Source organism: Spirillospora sp. NPDC048823 (assembly GCF_043198445.1).
In the GTDB taxonomy this organism is placed as follows: Bacteria; Actinomycetota; Actinomycetes; order Streptosporangiales; family Streptosporangiaceae; genus Spirillospora.
In genome coordinates this window covers 175,741-189,487 of the sequence record NZ_JBICUT010000015.1, presented here as the reverse complement: position 1 = coordinate 189,487, position 13,747 = coordinate 175,741, and the positions used below count along the sequence as shown (strand labels likewise).

The following is a 13,747-nucleotide window of genomic DNA, read 5'->3' as shown; positions in this document are numbered from 1 at the left end:
GTGTGACCATGCACGTGCTCATCGCAGGCGCTTCGGGTGTGATCGGTCACCGGCTGACCGCGCTGCTGGCGGCGCACGAACACCGGGTCACCGCCACCACGACCAGCGAGACCAAGGCGCCCGCGCTGAAGGCGCTGGGCGCGCGTCCGGTCGTCCTCGACGGCCTTGACGCCGCCGCCGTCGGGGAGGCGGTGGCGGCCGCGGCACCGGACGTGATCGTCCACCAGATGACGGCGCTCGCCGGGAAGCAGGACCTCAAGCACTTCGACCGCTGGTTCGACCTCACCAACCGGCTCCGGACGGAGGGCACCGACCACCTGCTCACCGCGGCGCAGGCCGTCGGAGTGGGCCAGGTGGTGGCGCAGAGCTACACCGGCTGGCCCAACGCCCGTACCGGCGAATGGATCAAGACGGAGGACGATCCCCTGGACGCGGACCCGGCGGCGGCGCAGCGCAAGAGCCTCGAAGCGATCCAGTACCTCGAGGACGCGGTGTGCCGGGCCCCGATGGCCGGAACCGTCCTCCGCTACGGCGCCCTCTACGGGCCGGGTGCCTCCGACGCCATGGTCGACATGGTGCGGAAGCGCCGGTTCCCCATCGTCGGGGACGGCGCCGGCATGACGTCCTGGGTGCATGTCGACGACGCGGCCACGGCCACGCTGGCCGCCATCGAGCAGGGCGCCGGAGGGCTCTTCAACATCGTCGACGACGAGCCGGCGAGGGTCTCGGAGTGGCTCCCGCACATGGCCGGCTGCCTCGGGGCCAAGCCGCCGCTGCGGCTGCCGCGGTGGCTCGGGCGGGCGGCCGCCGGCGAGGTCGCCGTGAACATGATGACGACGGCGCGGGGCTCGTCGAACGCGCGCGCCCAGCGGGAGCTGGGGTGGCGGCCGCGCTGGTCGAGCTGGCGGGTGGGCTTCCGTGAGGCCCTCACCGAGTCCGCGGAGAGGGCGGCCCGCTGATGCGCTCGGACGTGGCCGAAAGGAACGCGGCCGACAGGAACGCGGCCGACAGGAACGCGGCCGACAGGAACGCGGCCGACAGGAACGCGGCGGCCGGGAACGCGGCGGACGTGGCGAGGGACGGCATCGTGCCCGGCACGGCGGGCGCCGCGGAACCGGAAGGGTTCGAGGAGCTCAGACCGCTGCTCCGCTCGATCGCCTACCGGCTCCTCGGCAGTGTCGGCGACGCCGAGGACGTCGTGCAGGAGGCCTGGTTGCGCTACCACGCGGCTCTGGAACGCGGCGTCCGCCCGAAGTCCGCCAAGGCGTACCTGTCCGCGGTGGTCACCAGGCTGGCGATCGACGAACTGCGGTCGGCGCGGGCGCGCCGCGAGGTCTATGTCGGCGAGTGGCTGCCCGAGCCGCTCCTCACCGACGTCCCGGGCTGGTACGTGGCGGACCCCGCGGACGCCGTCGACTATGCCGACACGCTGTCGATGGCCGCGCTGCTGGTCCTGGAAAGACTCGGCCCGGTGCAGCGCGCCGTCTTCATCCTCCACGAGGTGTTCGGCTACCCGTTCGACGAGATCGCCGGTGTGGTGGGCACGACGGCGGCGAACTGCCGGCAGATCGCCCGGCGGGCACGGGGGCACATGGCCGCGGCCACGCCCCGCTTCGAGCCGTCGCATGACCAGCGCGCCGCCCTGGCGTCGAGGTTCTTCGACGCGGTCACCCGCGGCGACGTCGCCGGGCTGGCCGGCCTGCTGGCCGCCGACGTGCGGCTGCACGGCGACGGCGGCGGCAAGGCGCCCCAGTGGGCCCGGCCGATCGTCGGGGCCGGCGACGTGTCCCGCATGATCGCCGGACTGGGACGGCGGATCGCGCGGCTCGGGCTGCGCCTCGAACCCCGCGAGATCAACCGGCAGCCGGGCGCCGTCATCCGCGACGCCGGGGACCGGGTGGTGAACATCTGGTCCCTGGAGGTGCCCGGCGACCGGATCGAGGTCGTCCGGTCGATCACCAATCCCGACAAGCTGCGCCACCTCGGCCCCGTCGCCGACATCTGGGCGCTGGCGCGGCCGTCGGCCGGACGAGAGGCGGGAAGCTAGTGTTCCTCGCACTCCTGCCGGTGGCCGCGCTTCTCGCCGCCCTGCTGGTGTTCTCCGCGGCGATGAAGCTGACCGGGAAGCCGGACGTCGTCGCCTCCTACGCGCGAGTGGGCGTCCCCGCGCGTCGGCTGCCCGCCATGGCGGGCGTTCTGGTGGCGGGCGCCGCCGGGCTGTCGGCCGGGCTCGTATGGCCCCCGATCGGCATCGCGGCGGCCGCATGTCTCGGCGCCTACTTCGTCCTGGCGCTGGTCGCGCACGCCCGCCATCACGATCTGCGGCACGCGGGCACCCCGGCGCTGATGCTGCTGCTGGCGGTGGCCTGTCTCGTGCTGCGCGCGCTGTCCGCCTGACGGGCGTCAGACGTCCACGATCAGGGTGATGGGGCCGTCGTTGACGAGGGAGACCTTCATGTTGGCGCCGAACTCGCCGGTCTCGACCTTGGCGCCGAGGGTCCTCAGTTCGTGGACGACCGCGTCGACCAGCGGTTCCGCGACGGGGCCGGGGGCGGCGGCCGTCCAGGTCGGGCGGCGGCCCTTCCGCGCGTCGCCGTAGAGGGTGAATTGGCTCACCACGAGGAGCGGCGCGTTCACGTCGGAGCATGACTTCTCGTCCTGCAGGATCCGCAGCCCCCACAGCTTCGAGGCCAGCCTGCGGGCCTTTCCGGGGTCGTCGTCATGGGTCACGCCGACGAGGACCATCAGGCCCGGCCCGTCGATCGCGCCCACGACGCGTCCGTCCACGGACACGCTGGCCTGGCTCACCCTCTGGACTACGGCACGCATGACCATGCATTCTGCCGCCTATGGGAGCAACGACGCTCATCACGGTGGCGCCCACCGGCGCGGAGTCCGCCAAGGCGGACGTTCCGGCCCTGCCCGTCACCCTTGAGGAACTGGTTCAGACGGCCAAGGAGTGCGAGGCCGCCGGCGCGGCCGTGATCCACGTGCACATCCGCGACGACGACGCGCGGCCCACGCTCGACCCGTCCCGGCTGCGGGACACCGTGCGGGCGCTGCGGGAGAGCACGGGACTGATCGTCCAGCTGTCCACGGGCGGCGCCGTCACCGACCCTTACGAGGACAGGCTGCGCGTCCTGGACGCCGAGCCCGACATGTGCTCGCTGACCTGCGGGACGGTCAACTTCGGCGACGACGTGTTCATGAATCCGTGGCCGTTCATGGTGGAGCTCTACGAGCGCACACAGGCGATGGAGGTCGTCCCGGAGTTCGAGTTGTTCGACCTCGGCCAGGTCGCGGCGCTGCGCCGGCTGCTGGACGAGCACGGGCTCCCTTACGGCGGGCACGTCCACTGCGACCTCGTCATGGGAGTGCCCGGCGGCATGCCGGGGGACGCGCGGACGCTCGTCGCGGCCGTCGAGGCCCTCCCGGACGGGGCGACGTGGTCGGCGACCGGCATCGGCCGGACGTCCCTGCCGGTGCTGTTCGCCGCGCTGTCGGCGGGCGGGCACCTGCGGGTCGGCATGGAGGACACGGTCACGTTCGCGAAGGGGCGGCCGGTGACGGCGAACGTCCAGCTCGTGGAACGGGCCGCGCGGGCCGCCGAGCTGGCGCAGCGCCCCCCGATGACGTCCGCGGACGCCCGCGCGCTGCTAGGCATCAAGCCCCGTTGACCGGGGAAGACGCAGGCATGATCAATCCTGTGCTGGTCGAGGTGCAACGGTCGGGGTTCGTGGAGTCCCGGCATCGCGGCGCGGCGGTCGGGCTCACCGCCGGCGGGGCGGTCGCCGTCCGGGCCGGCGACCCCGGTGTGCCGGTCTTCCCGCGCTCGGCGAACAAGCCGATGCAGGCGGTCGCGATGCTGCGATCCGGGCTCGACCTGGACGGGGAGCTCCTCGCGCTCGCCGCCGGCAGCCACTCGGGCGAGGACTTCCACCTCGAAGGGGTGGAGAAGATCCTCGCCGGGGCCGGGCTGGGCTCCGCCGACCTGCGCTGCCCCGAGAGCTGGCCGCTCGACCCGGCGACGCAGCAGGACGTCGCGCGGTCCGGCGGCGGGGCGTCGCGGCTGCGCATGAACTGCTCGGGCAAGCACGCCGCGATGCTCGCCACCTGCGTCACCGTCGGCTGGCCGGTGGAGTCGTACCTGGACGCCGATCATCCGCTGCAGCTCGCCGTCCGGGAGACGGTCGGGGAACTCGCGGGGGAGCCGGTCACGGCGGTCGGGGTCGACGGCTGCGGCGCACCGCTGTTCGCCGTTTCCACGGAAGGGGTCGCACGGGCGTTCCGCGGGCTCGTCGTGGCCGCGCCGGGCACGCCCGAACGGCGCGTGGCCGACGCGATGCGCACGCACCCGCAGTGGACGTCCGGTACGCGGCGCGAGGAGCGGCGGCTCATGGACGCCGTCCCCGGCCTGCTGGTCAAGTGCGGCGCGGAGGGCGTGGACGCGTTCGCGCTCGCCGACGGACGGGCCGGCGCCGTCAAGATCGACGACGGGGCGATGCGGGCCCGGACGCCCGTCACGGTCGCGCTGCTGCGCGCCCTGGGCGTTCAGGAAGGCGGTGACGGCGGCGGTGGAACGGACGGCGGCGTCGACGGGGCGGCGCTGGACGAGTTGTCGGTGGTCGAGGTTCGCGGCGGTGACGCCGTCGTGGGCGCCATCCGCCCGACCCCCGGCGCCTTCACCGCCGCGGGGGGTTGACGGCCGTCGATCCGCTCGGCTTGAGCTCCTCGAACTCTTCCTTGAAGACGGTCTGCTCGTACAGGACGCCGTCCGGCCACGGGTTCCTCGGTTCCCGTCCGGGCTGCGGGTTGTCGCGCCGGAACTCCTCGGCCTGCGACTCCTTCGCCGGCGGGTAGCTGTGGGAGAACATGCCGGGCCGGTAGGTGTACAGGCCGCCCTGCTCCATGCCGCGGTGGTTGTCCTGGTCGTTTCTGCGATCCGGGTGGATCTTCCGGGACGACGCCGAGACCGTCATGAAGAGCCGGGCGACCAGCGCCGCCACGGCCACCACCGGGATGATCCATGCCCACATCCAGTGGCCGGTCGGAGCCGTTTCGGCCAGGGTCGGTTCAGCCAGGATCGTGGCGAGCATTTCGGTCCACCTCCAGCGCGGTGTATCGGCCTCGCACGGGTCACTTGGGGATGTGTCCGCTATTTGCCGAGTTAACCGCTCCAGGGGGTTCGGCGGGCGCTCCCACCGAGCGGTTGCGTCCCGCCGCCAGGCCGGGCACCGTCATGACGGCGCAGACGACCAGCACACCGGCCACTGGAACGCTCCACCCGCCGGTGGCGTCGTTCAGCGCTCCGACGGCGAGCGGGCCGAGCGCCGCGATGAGGTAGCCGATGCCCTGCGCCATCCCGGACAGTTGCGCCGCGACGTGCGCGTTGTGGGCGCGCAGTCCGATGAACGACAGCGCCGTGGCGAACCCGATGCCCTGCCCGAGCCCGAGCACGACCGCCCAGACCCACACCGACTCGATCGGTGCCCAGGTGACGCCGATGAACCCCACGGCGCCCAGCGTCGCCGTCGTGAGGACCAGGGGACGCTGGTCACGTGTCCGCCTGGCGAGCACCGGGACGGTCAGCGACCCCACCGCCTGTATCGCCGCCGACAGGGCCAGCACGTATCCGGCGGGCGCCTCGTCCATCCCGCGGTCCTGGCAGATCGTGGGGAGCCAGCCGAGAACGACGTACGCCAGCAGCGACTGCAGGCCCATGAACACCGTGACGTGCCAGGCCAGGCCGGACCGCCACACCTGCGCCGCCACTCCGCGCGGGGCGGCGGCGGGCGGCGCCGACCGCGCCGCGTGCGCCGCCCGGCGCGCCCTCGGCACCCACAGCAGCCCGGCGAGCGCCGCCGGGACCACCAGCAGGCCCAGCGGCAGCCGCCACGTGGAGTCGAAGATGTGCTCCACCGGCACGACGAGCCCGGACGAGATCGACGCGCCGGCCGTCACGGCGACGGTGTAGACGGCCGTCACCGTGGTGATCCTGGACGGATGGTCCCGCTTGATGATCCCGGGCATCGCGATGTTGCCGATGCTGATCGCGATACCGGCGACCAGCGATCCGGCGAACAGCGGGAACGGCGCGTCCAGCAGACGCAGCAGCATCCCCGCGACGAGCAGCGCCATCGCGCTGACCAGGAGCGTCTCGCCGCGCGGGGCACGGCGCAGGAACGCCGCGATCAGCCCGTAGGAGCCGAAGAACACCAGCGGCAGCGTCGTCAGCGCGCCCGCCGCCGCCCCCGACAGCCGGAACTCGCCGCTGATCTCGGTCAGCACCGGCCCGATCGCCGCGATCGCCGGCCGCAGGTTGACCGCCACCAGGACGATCATCAGCAGCGAACCGGCGAGCCCGGCCCGCCGCCCCGTCACCGATCCACCCCGTCACGCGCGGCGAGGGTCTCCAGGACGGCGAGGGTCGGCTCGACGACCGCGGCGGCCGCCCACGCCGCGCCGCCCGGGTCGCCCGCCGCGATCGCGTCCAGGACGGCGCGGTGGGCCGCGGGACCGGCCTCGGGGACCTCGCGGTCGAGCCTGATGTCGCGGATCGACTCGCGCAGCCGGTCGATGAAGAAGCGCATCGCCTCGATCAGCACGGGGTTGCGGGACGCCTCCGCGACGCCCAGGTGGAAGGCCGCGTCGGCGGCGCCGAACGCGTCCGCCTCGGTGGCCTCGTCGCGGGCGCGCAGGAGGTCCTCCAGCCGCGCGAGGTCGGCCTCGGTGCGGCGCCGTGCGGCGAGGCGCGCCGCCTGGACGTCGTAGGCGAGCTGCACCTCGAAGAAGTCCCGGATGGACGCGCGGGCCACCCGCCGCAGCAGCGGACGCGGGTCGGTGGAGCTGCGGACGTACGTCCCGTCCCCGCGCCGCACCTCCAGCACCCCGACGTGCGTCAGCGCCCGGATCGCCTCGCGGACGGCGGGACGGCTCACGCCGAGCTGCGCGGCCAGGTCGTGCTCGGCCGGGATGCGTTCGCCGACCGGCCAGGAGCCGTCGCTGACCTGCGCCTGGAGCTGGTCGAGCACGGCGTCGACGGTCGACCCTCCGGCCACGGGACTCAAACCCACCGAAACCCCCTTGAGTAAGACGTCAGACATCTTACGGCGCAACCGGACGGTTAAGCCCCTGACGTCGGGTAAAGGCGACGTCGAGGAGGTGTCACCATGCTCGCCAGCGCCCCCGACAACCTGGGCGACACCGCCTTCTTCATCGTCGGCCCGATCGCCCTCTTCTTCGCGCTCGCCGCCTGGATCACGATGACGCTGATGACCTCCCGCAAACCGCGGCGTCCCCGGGGCGGAGGCACCGGCCTGCCGCATCGTGGGCCCGTCCAGGGCGGCGTCATCCTGGGCAGCCCGTCCCAGCGCACGCGCCGCGACCCGGCCCCGTCGGTGACCCACCGGCAGGTCATGCGGCACATCGAGGACGAACGTGAACGCGAGGCCCGGGAAGCCCGCGAGGGCGAGTCGCAGGCCGCCGCGCGCAGCGGTCGCGGCAGGAAACACGAGAAGGGGAGGAGGCGCGCACCGGGCAAGAGGCGCCTGCGCGGACATCGATGACCCCCGCGAAGCACCGGAACGCGACGCCCGCCGGAGCCGGCACCGATGCCCCGCACCCCACCCGGCGGGCGTCGTCCGAGCCCGCGGTGATCGCCGAGACCCCTCCCGGCGGTCACCGCGGGTCCGCCCATGCCGGGCCGTCAGACGGGCCCCGCCGGGCGCGGCCCGTCAGATGCCGCGCGACTGGGAGATCGAACCCGAGGTGGCGAGGGTGAACGTGCGCATCGACTCGGCGAACTTCGACAGGTCCCATTCGGCCGGGCCCTCGTACCAGTAGAGGTTGTCCGCGCCCTCGGCCCGCTCACCCGCGTCCTTCACCGTCTCGGCCCACTTCGGGACGGTGTCGAACACGACCGCGTACGGCAGGAACCGCGAGAACAGCGCGATCCGCTGCCGGGCCGCCGCCTCGTCGCCGTCCGGGACGGCGCCGCGCTCCAGGAACGCGCGGAAGCCGATGGTGTGCGCGAGGACGGTCGCGCCCCGCGCCGTCTTGGCGGGCATGTACTGGCCGCCGTACGCCAGCGCCGCACCCGCGATGATCAGCGCGAGCCCGGCGAGGGCCCATTCGGTGGTGAGCGCCAGCGCGACGGTACCGGCGACGCCGAGGACGGTGACGAGGATCCCCCCGACCGTCCACCGGGACCGGACGGTGTCGGGGCGGCGCGCGAACCAGCCCTGCTTTACCACGTCGTCGTACATCGCGGACCGCACCTGGGCGAGTTTCGTGGCGAACGTCCCGCCGAGTTCCGACAGCCTGACCGCGTCGCGTCCGGTGCCGTCCGGGGCGGTCAGCAGCGCGTCCAGCAGGATCCGCTCGTAGGGCAGCAGGTCGACGACGGGACGGTCCAGCCGGCGCAGCGTCCAGTCGAGGCGGCCGGTCAGGGCCCGGTCCTCCTCCTCGATCAGCAGGTAGCCGCGGACCGCGAGGTCGACGATCGTCGCGGTCACGTCGATCACGTCGGCCTGCTCGTCGATCAGCGTGCCGATCTGCCCGGGGCGCACTCCGTCCGGCGGCTCGAACTCCGTCCCGGAGACGGGCGCGTGGTCGCCCTCGGCGGCCTTCCTGCCCACGACCCGGGCGTCGCGTCCCCGCAGCAGGTACAGGGCCGCGAGGCCGCCGCCGAGCAGCACCAGCAGCCCCACCAGCGCGGCGCCGGTGACGGCGTTGACGGAGAACGCCGTCGCGACCGTGTGGCGCCGCTCGTAGATGGCCTGCCCGCCGGTCGTGCCCGCCGGGAGGCCCGCGACGACCGTGAGGTACTCGCCCGGCAGCATGCCCTTCTGCGCGTAGACGCCCTGCGTGTGCGTGTGGTTCATGTAGTACTGCGTGCAGCCGATGGTGCTGCCGATCGGCCCGGTGAAGCAGTTGACGCTGCGGATCGGCGCGCCGGCGTCCACGGTCGCGCGCGCGTCGTCCACCGGGACCTGCCAGCCGCCGATGACCGGCCAGCGCAGCTCCTCCGCCTGCCCCATCCGCGTGATCGCGCCGCGAACCTCGTACTCCAGGACGACCGTGTGGTCGCCGGTCAGCTCCTTGCCGCCGGTCACCGTGACGGTCGTCCGGGTGTCCTCGACGGACGAGGTGACCGTCGCAGGGCCGCCGTCGGGGCTGCTCGCCCGCAGGTTCGACAGCGTGTGGACGCGGTCCTCGGTCAGGCTTTCGTGGCTCCGCGTCGGGAACGTCCGCTCGAAGCCCCGGTGGCCGGCGAACCGGTAGACGATCGTCTCCTTCACCCGGATCACGCCGCCCTGCCCCGCGGTGAGGACGGCCTGGTCCTTCAGCACCCGCTCCTGCGCGGCCCGCTCCCGCACGGCCGCCGGCGCCTGCGCGACCTCCGACGCGGCCGCGGATGTGCAGGTCAACACCGGCAGAAGCGACAGGGCCGACAACACGACGACGACCGACCGCATCCGGAACAACCCCACAAGAGCAGACATGGCGGCAAATGGTATCGCCAATGCGTGCGATGATTTCCTGCTATGGCTGGTCAGTACCCTCCGCCGCCTCCGCAGCGGCCGCCGGCGCCGCCGTACGGCCGTCCCGGATACGGTCCCTCAGGCGTGCCCGGATATGGCCCGCCCGCGTACGGGCCGCCGCCCTACGGCCCGCCCGGCCGACAGCCTGGTCCGCCGCATCAGTACAGGTATGTGCCGATGCGTCCGCCGCCGCGGCGCAGTGCCGGCGGGACGATCGCGGGCATCTTCGGTGCTCTCACGTCCCTGGCCGTCCTCGCGATCCTCGGGCTGGCGGTGCTCAGCGGGCCCGACGGTGTCGCCGGCACCCGTCCGCCCGCCGCGTCCGGCGGCGGCGGCACGCCGACGACCGCGCGCGAGAAGGCCGAGGACAGCAAGCTCTACATGACGGGCGCGCTGACGCCGGTGAGCTGCCGGGTGCCGGGCATCCAGCCGAGCGACACGTCCATGCGCCGCTTCATGAACGTGCTGAGCGACTGCCTGGACGTCTCGTGGTCCAAGCAGTTCGGCAAGGCCGGGATCCCGTTCGACACCCCCGACCGCGTGTACTGGTCGGAGCCGGGACGCAGCCCGTGCGGCACCTACCCGGCGCCGGGGGCGTCCGCGTTCTACTGCCCGGCCAACAACACGATGTACGTGGGGGTCCGGCACGTCGTGCAGACCTCGGGCGGCGAGCCGCTGTCCCACTACTCGGTGTTCGCGCGGGTGATCGCGCACGAGTACGGCCACCACGTCCAGGACCGCGCCGGGATCCTGCTCTACGGGGACCGGCTGATGGACACCGGCGACATCGGCGAGCGCAACGAGGCGAGCCGGCGCATCGAGTTGCAGGCGCAGTGCTTCGCCGGCGCGTTCCTCGGCACCGAGCGGGTCACGCTCCCGATGACGCAGGAGCAGGTCAACGCGATGATCCGGGACGTCCGGGGCCGCGGCGACGAGCGGCTGCCGCCCGAGAAGCGCGACCACGGCTCGGGACGGCACTACGCGGGGTGGGTCATCACCGGCTTCGAGGGAAGCCGCCTGGCCGTCTGCAACACCTGGACGGTCCCGTCCTCCAAGGTCAGCTGACCCGCGGTCCCGGACCGGCAACGTCTCCGCATGCCCGCGCGTCTCCGCCCGGCGCCCGGCGGACGCGTGTGAGCGGACTCACGGGCGAGTGCTAGCTACCGTGCTTGCAATTGCAAGCACCATGACGCAAGGTGGAGACATGGCAAGTTCGAAGGTCGGCTCCATCGGGGAGTACATCCGTGAGCAGCGGACGCGGGCGAAGATCTCGCTGCGTCAGCTCGCGGACGTGTCCGGGATATCCAACCCGTACCTGAGCCAGATCGAGCGTGGGCTGCGCAAGCCGAGCGCGGAGATACTGCAGCAGATCGCGAAGGGGCTGCGGATCTCCGCCGAGGTGCTGTACGTGCAGGCCGGAATCCTCGAAGACCGCGAGGCCGACACGGACGTGCAGGCCGCCGTCCGGGACGACCTGCTCCTCACAGAGCGGCAGAAGCAGGTCCTGCTCGACATCTACGCCTCGTTCCTCAAGGAGAACGAGGCGGCCGGCGTGTTCCCGGCAGAGCACACCGGGCATGACGACGCGGTGCCTGAGAACGCGGCGCCCGAACGAGCCATGCCGCTGCACGACATGCAAGTACGAGCCATGCCAGAGCAAGACGGAAGGGAAGAGGTCGGATGACGCTGGCCAGCAATCTCCGAGAGAACAAGGCCCTGTACGCCGTGGCCGGCGCCGGTGACTTCGCGGTGGAGAAGATCCGCGAGGTCCCCGAGCAGGTGACGAAGTACCAGGGTGAGGTCCGCGAGCAGGTCGACCGGTACCGCGGGCAGGTCCGCGACACCGTGGACCGCTACCGCGGCGAGGTCACCAGGTACCAGGAGCGCGTCGACGCCAAGGACCTGCCCGGTGCCGCCGTCGCCTACGCGACGCATTTCGGCACCCGGGCGTTCGAGTTCATCGACGGGCTCGCCGAGCGCGGCAAGAAGGTCGTGCACCGCGAGGCCGTCGACGTCGCCGAGATCACCGAGGCCGAGGCGAAGCCCGCCGCGCGGGCCCGCACCGCGCAGCCGCGCAAGCCCGCGCAGGCGCGGTCCACCACGAAGAAGAGCGGCGCCTGAGCGCCGGTTGCGAACCCGGCCGGGGAACACCCGGCCGGGTTCTTTCGTCTTCCCAGAGGCGGCTTCGTCTTCGCCGGTGAGGGCGGGCTACCGGTTCGCACTGGACGGCGCGCATAGGGTTGGGGTAGTCAGACACCCCGTGTGCGCGACGTGGAGTCGCCGTCCGAGACGAGCAGGAGCGCTGATCGCCGATGTCGGGCTTCAATGTGCTGGACTACTTCTTCTGGCTGCTGCTGATCATCGCGTTCGTGATGGAGGCGTGGGCGCTGGTCGACTCGCTGACCGTCCCCGAGGGCGCGTACTCCGCGGCCGGCAAGTGGCGCAAGAAGATGTGGATGATCGTCTTGATCGTCGCGGTCGTCGTGGGCTTCGCCTACGCGGTGGCGCCCGCCGCGCTGGGGGCCAGCCCGATCGCCCTGCTGATCGGCATCCTGCCGGTCGCGGCGTTCATCGCCGCCGCCGTCTACCTGGCCGACGTCCGCCCGGCGGTCGCCCCGTACAAGAAGAAGAACGGCCGCGGCGACTCCCGATCGGGCCCCTACGGTCCCTGGTGATCTCTAGAGTGAGCGCATGAGCAGCGACGTTCACGGACGCACGACCCGGCTGGAACTGGACGACCAGGCGCTCCGCGAATGGGAGGCCGTCGTCCTCGACGCCGGCCCGGACGGGATCGTCCTCGACCGGTCGGCGTTCTATCCGGGCGGCGGCGGGCAGCCGCCGGACCACGGGGTGCTGCTCTGGCAGGGCGTGCAGACGCGGATCGCCGGGGTGCGCAAGGGCGATGACCTGGTGCTGATCCCGGTGGAGGACGACCCGGTCCCGCCGGTCGGCACCGTCGTGCGGGGAGCCGTCGAGGACGATCGCCGCACCGCGCTGATGCGCACCCACTCCGGCCTGCACCTCCTGTGCGGCGTGGTGTTCCGCGATTACGGCTGCCTCGTCACTGGCGGCAACATGGAGCCGCTGGCCGCACGCATGGACTTCGACCTGCGCGAGGTCCCGGCCGGGTTCAAGCAGGCCGTCGAGGACGCCTGCAACGCCGAGGTCCAGGCCGACCGCCGCATCGACATCAGGACGCTGCCGCGCGCCGAGGCGTTCGAGATCCCCGACATCATCCGGACGGCGACGAACCTCGTCCCGCCGGAGGTCCAGGACGTCCGCATCGTCGACATCGTCGGCCTCGACACCCAGGCCGACGGCGGTACCCACGTCGGCTCCACCAAGCAGATCGGCCGGATCACGGTCGCGAAGGTCGAGAACAAGGGCCGCGGCTTCCGCCGCCTCCGCATCAGGGTCGAGGACTAGCCGGGTCCGGCCGCGGGCCGGGTGCCGGACCGGGCACCGGGCGGCGGGCGCCTCCGCCGGCCGGTGCCCGGCGGTCAGGGGGACGGGCGGGTCAGCGCCTCGACCGAGACCAGGCCGTGTTCGACGATGTCCACGGCGCGGTCCAGGGCCTTGCGCATCGAGAGCGGGTCGTAGCCTTCGCGGCGGCAGTGCGCGACGACCGCCTGCATGCCGCCGATCGCCACGCCGGACGCGGCGACGGCGTCGATCTCCGCGATGCCCGGGCACAGGTCGCGCAGCAGCGCCTCGATCTGCTCCTGCGTGTCCATCATGCGCTGGAGCCCCCGCGCCTGCAGGCCGGGACGTTCCATGATCAGGGCGATCTGGACGGCCCCGTACTCGCCGTGTTCGGAGACGAGCGCCTCCAGGACGTCCATGACGCTGCGCCGGATCGTCTCCATGGGCGTCTCGCCGGGGGTGCGGCGCAGTTGTTCGGACACTTCGGCGAGACGCTCGTCGATCTCGGCGAAGACCACGTCCTCCTTGGACGGGAAGTAGCTGAAGAACGTGCGGGGGGACACGTCGGCCGCGGCGGCGATCTCGGCGATCGTCGTCTCCTCGTAGCCGCGCTCGGCGAACAGGTGGAGCGCGGCGTTCGCGATGGCCTGGCGGGTGCGGCGTTTCTTGCGCTCCCGCAGGCTCGTCCGCGCGGCGTCCTGACCGCCGTTCGCATCGGCACTGCCGTCCATGTGATGGACATTACCATGACTGCAAAGTTGCATCTATTGCAAAACTGCAGC

At 72.6% G+C, this 13,747-nt stretch carries 17 protein-coding genes; 11 read left to right on the top strand and 6 right to left on the bottom strand.

Annotated features, from left to right (window positions below):
- Positions 1-8 precede the first annotated feature (8 nt).
- The 3 genes from ACGFK0_RS29490 to ACGFK0_RS29480 are packed head-to-tail and all read left to right on the top strand — an operon-like array spanning position 9 to position 2,397.
- The gene (locus tag ACGFK0_RS29490) at positions 9-959 is read left to right on the top strand and encodes an NAD-dependent epimerase/dehydratase family protein (RefSeq protein ID WP_392910615.1); all 951 of its coding nucleotides are present in this window, start codon (positions 9-11) and stop codon (positions 957-959) included.
- Positions 959-2,047, top strand: a complete 1,089-nt coding sequence (locus ACGFK0_RS29485; protein WP_392910613.1) for an RNA polymerase sigma-70 factor — start codon at positions 959-961, stop codon at positions 2,045-2,047. Before ACGFK0_RS29490 ends, ACGFK0_RS29485 begins: the two co-directional genes overlap by 1 nt.
- A complete protein-coding gene (locus tag ACGFK0_RS29480) occupies positions 2,047-2,397 on the top strand; it encodes a DoxX family protein (RefSeq protein WP_392910611.1) in 351 nt (116 codons plus the stop codon). The genes ACGFK0_RS29485 and ACGFK0_RS29480 overlap by 1 nt, the downstream gene beginning before the upstream one ends.
- A 6-nt stretch (positions 2,398-2,403) precedes the next feature.
- On the opposite strand, the gene dtd is transcribed toward ACGFK0_RS29480, so the two are convergent.
- Positions 2,404-2,829 (bottom strand): D-aminoacyl-tRNA deacylase, encoded by a 426-nt coding sequence (gene dtd, locus ACGFK0_RS29475; protein WP_392910609.1) that lies wholly within the window; start codon positions 2,827-2,829, stop codon positions 2,404-2,406.
- Positions 2,830-2,849: 20 nt separating this feature from the next.
- Here dtd and ACGFK0_RS29470 point away from each other — a divergent pair, with 20 nt between their 5' ends.
- Together ACGFK0_RS29470 and ACGFK0_RS29465 are read left to right on the top strand one after the other, a co-directional pair.
- A complete protein-coding gene (locus ACGFK0_RS29470) occupies positions 2,850-3,677 on the top strand; it encodes a 3-keto-5-aminohexanoate cleavage protein (protein WP_392910607.1) in 828 nt (275 codons plus the stop codon).
- A 17-nt stretch (positions 3,678-3,694) separates the two neighbouring features.
- Positions 3,695-4,702, top strand: coding sequence for an asparaginase (locus tag ACGFK0_RS29465; protein WP_392910605.1), 1,008 nt, complete (start codon positions 3,695-3,697; stop codon positions 4,700-4,702).
- Here ACGFK0_RS29465 and ACGFK0_RS29460 read toward each other — a convergent pair.
- From ACGFK0_RS29460 to ACGFK0_RS29450, 3 genes are read right to left on the bottom strand one after another with little or no spacing between them, the layout of a single operon-like run.
- Positions 4,683-5,096: a hypothetical protein gene (locus ACGFK0_RS29460; protein ID WP_392910603.1), complete on the bottom strand. Its 414-nt coding sequence runs from the start codon at positions 5,094-5,096 to the stop codon at positions 4,683-4,685. The genes ACGFK0_RS29465 and ACGFK0_RS29460 overlap by 20 nt on opposite strands.
- Before the next feature lie 40 nt (positions 5,097-5,136).
- On the bottom strand, positions 5,137-6,381 hold the full coding sequence (locus tag ACGFK0_RS29455) for a CynX/NimT family MFS transporter (protein WP_392910601.1): 1,245 nt from the start codon (positions 6,379-6,381) through the stop codon (positions 5,137-5,139).
- Positions 6,378-7,073 (bottom strand): FadR/GntR family transcriptional regulator, encoded by a 696-nt coding sequence (locus ACGFK0_RS29450; RefSeq protein ID WP_392910599.1) that lies wholly within the window; start codon positions 7,071-7,073, stop codon positions 6,378-6,380. The genes ACGFK0_RS29455 and ACGFK0_RS29450 overlap by 4 nt, the downstream gene beginning before the upstream one ends.
- A 96-nt stretch (positions 7,074-7,169) precedes the next feature.
- Between ACGFK0_RS29450 and ACGFK0_RS29445 the strand changes: the two genes are divergently transcribed.
- Complete coding sequence (locus ACGFK0_RS29445) at positions 7,170-7,565, top strand: hypothetical protein (protein ID WP_392910597.1); 396 nt, start codon at positions 7,170-7,172, stop codon at positions 7,563-7,565.
- A 168-nt stretch (positions 7,566-7,733) separates the two neighbouring features.
- On the opposite strand, the gene ACGFK0_RS29440 is transcribed toward ACGFK0_RS29445, so the two are convergent.
- Positions 7,734-9,503, bottom strand: a complete 1,770-nt coding sequence (locus ACGFK0_RS29440; RefSeq protein WP_392910595.1) for a DUF2207 domain-containing protein — start codon at positions 9,501-9,503, stop codon at positions 7,734-7,736.
- Positions 9,504-9,719: 216 nt separating this feature from the next.
- Here ACGFK0_RS29440 and ACGFK0_RS29435 point away from each other — a divergent pair, with 216 nt between their 5' ends.
- From ACGFK0_RS29435 to ACGFK0_RS29415, 5 genes are all read left to right on the top strand, one after another.
- Complete coding sequence (locus tag ACGFK0_RS29435; protein ID WP_392910592.1) at positions 9,720-10,607, top strand: neutral zinc metallopeptidase; 888 nt, start codon at positions 9,720-9,722, stop codon at positions 10,605-10,607.
- A 139-nt stretch (positions 10,608-10,746) separates the two neighbouring features.
- A complete protein-coding gene (locus ACGFK0_RS29430; protein ID WP_392910590.1) occupies positions 10,747-11,226 on the top strand; it encodes a helix-turn-helix domain-containing protein in 480 nt (159 codons plus the stop codon).
- Complete coding sequence (locus ACGFK0_RS29425) at positions 11,223-11,663, top strand: hypothetical protein (protein ID WP_392910588.1); 441 nt, start codon at positions 11,223-11,225, stop codon at positions 11,661-11,663. The genes ACGFK0_RS29430 and ACGFK0_RS29425 overlap by 4 nt, the downstream gene beginning before the upstream one ends.
- 191 nt (positions 11,664-11,854) lie before the next feature.
- Positions 11,855-12,217, top strand: coding sequence for a DUF2516 family protein (locus tag ACGFK0_RS29420; protein WP_392910586.1), 363 nt, complete (start codon positions 11,855-11,857; stop codon positions 12,215-12,217).
- Positions 12,218-12,233: 16 nt separating this feature from the next.
- Positions 12,234-12,968: an alanyl-tRNA editing protein gene (locus ACGFK0_RS29415; protein WP_392910584.1), complete on the top strand. Its 735-nt coding sequence runs from the start codon at positions 12,234-12,236 to the stop codon at positions 12,966-12,968.
- Between the two features lie 74 nt (positions 12,969-13,042).
- Here the strand turns inward: ACGFK0_RS29415 and ACGFK0_RS29410 are convergent, their stop codons facing one another.
- Positions 13,043-13,696, bottom strand: coding sequence for a TetR family transcriptional regulator (locus ACGFK0_RS29410; protein WP_392910582.1), 654 nt, complete (start codon positions 13,694-13,696; stop codon positions 13,043-13,045).
- Between the last annotated feature and the right edge of the window lie 51 nt (positions 13,697-13,747).

Coding starts and splice junctions, on each gene's coding strand:
- ACGFK0_RS29490 (WP_392910615.1), top strand. CDS start 9: ATGCACGTGCTCATCGCAGGCGCTTCGGGTGTGATCGGTCACCGGCTG.
- ACGFK0_RS29485 (WP_392910613.1), top strand. CDS start 959: ATGCGCTCGGACGTGGCCGAAAGGAACGCGGCCGACAGGAACGCGGCC.
- dtd (WP_392910609.1), bottom strand. CDS start 2,829: ATGCGTGCCGTAGTCCAGAGGGTGAGCCAGGCCAGCGTGTCCGTGGAC.
- ACGFK0_RS29470 (WP_392910607.1), top strand. CDS start 2,850: ATGGGAGCAACGACGCTCATCACGGTGGCGCCCACCGGCGCGGAGTCC.
- ACGFK0_RS29465 (WP_392910605.1), top strand. CDS start 3,695: ATGATCAATCCTGTGCTGGTCGAGGTGCAACGGTCGGGGTTCGTGGAG.
- ACGFK0_RS29460 (WP_392910603.1), bottom strand. CDS start 5,096: ATGCTCGCCACGATCCTGGCTGAACCGACCCTGGCCGAAACGGCTCCG.
- ACGFK0_RS29445 (WP_392910597.1), top strand. CDS start 7,170: ATGCTCGCCAGCGCCCCCGACAACCTGGGCGACACCGCCTTCTTCATC.
- ACGFK0_RS29440 (WP_392910595.1), bottom strand. CDS start 9,503: ATGTCTGCTCTTGTGGGGTTGTTCCGGATGCGGTCGGTCGTCGTCGTG.
- ACGFK0_RS29435 (WP_392910592.1), top strand. CDS start 9,720: ATGCGTCCGCCGCCGCGGCGCAGTGCCGGCGGGACGATCGCGGGCATC.
- ACGFK0_RS29430 (WP_392910590.1), top strand. CDS start 10,747: ATGGCAAGTTCGAAGGTCGGCTCCATCGGGGAGTACATCCGTGAGCAG.
- ACGFK0_RS29425 (WP_392910588.1), top strand. CDS start 11,223: ATGACGCTGGCCAGCAATCTCCGAGAGAACAAGGCCCTGTACGCCGTG.
- ACGFK0_RS29420 (WP_392910586.1), top strand. CDS start 11,855: ATGTCGGGCTTCAATGTGCTGGACTACTTCTTCTGGCTGCTGCTGATC.
- ACGFK0_RS29415 (WP_392910584.1), top strand. CDS start 12,234: ATGAGCAGCGACGTTCACGGACGCACGACCCGGCTGGAACTGGACGAC.
- ACGFK0_RS29410 (WP_392910582.1), bottom strand. CDS start 13,696: ATGGACGGCAGTGCCGATGCGAACGGCGGTCAGGACGCCGCGCGGACG.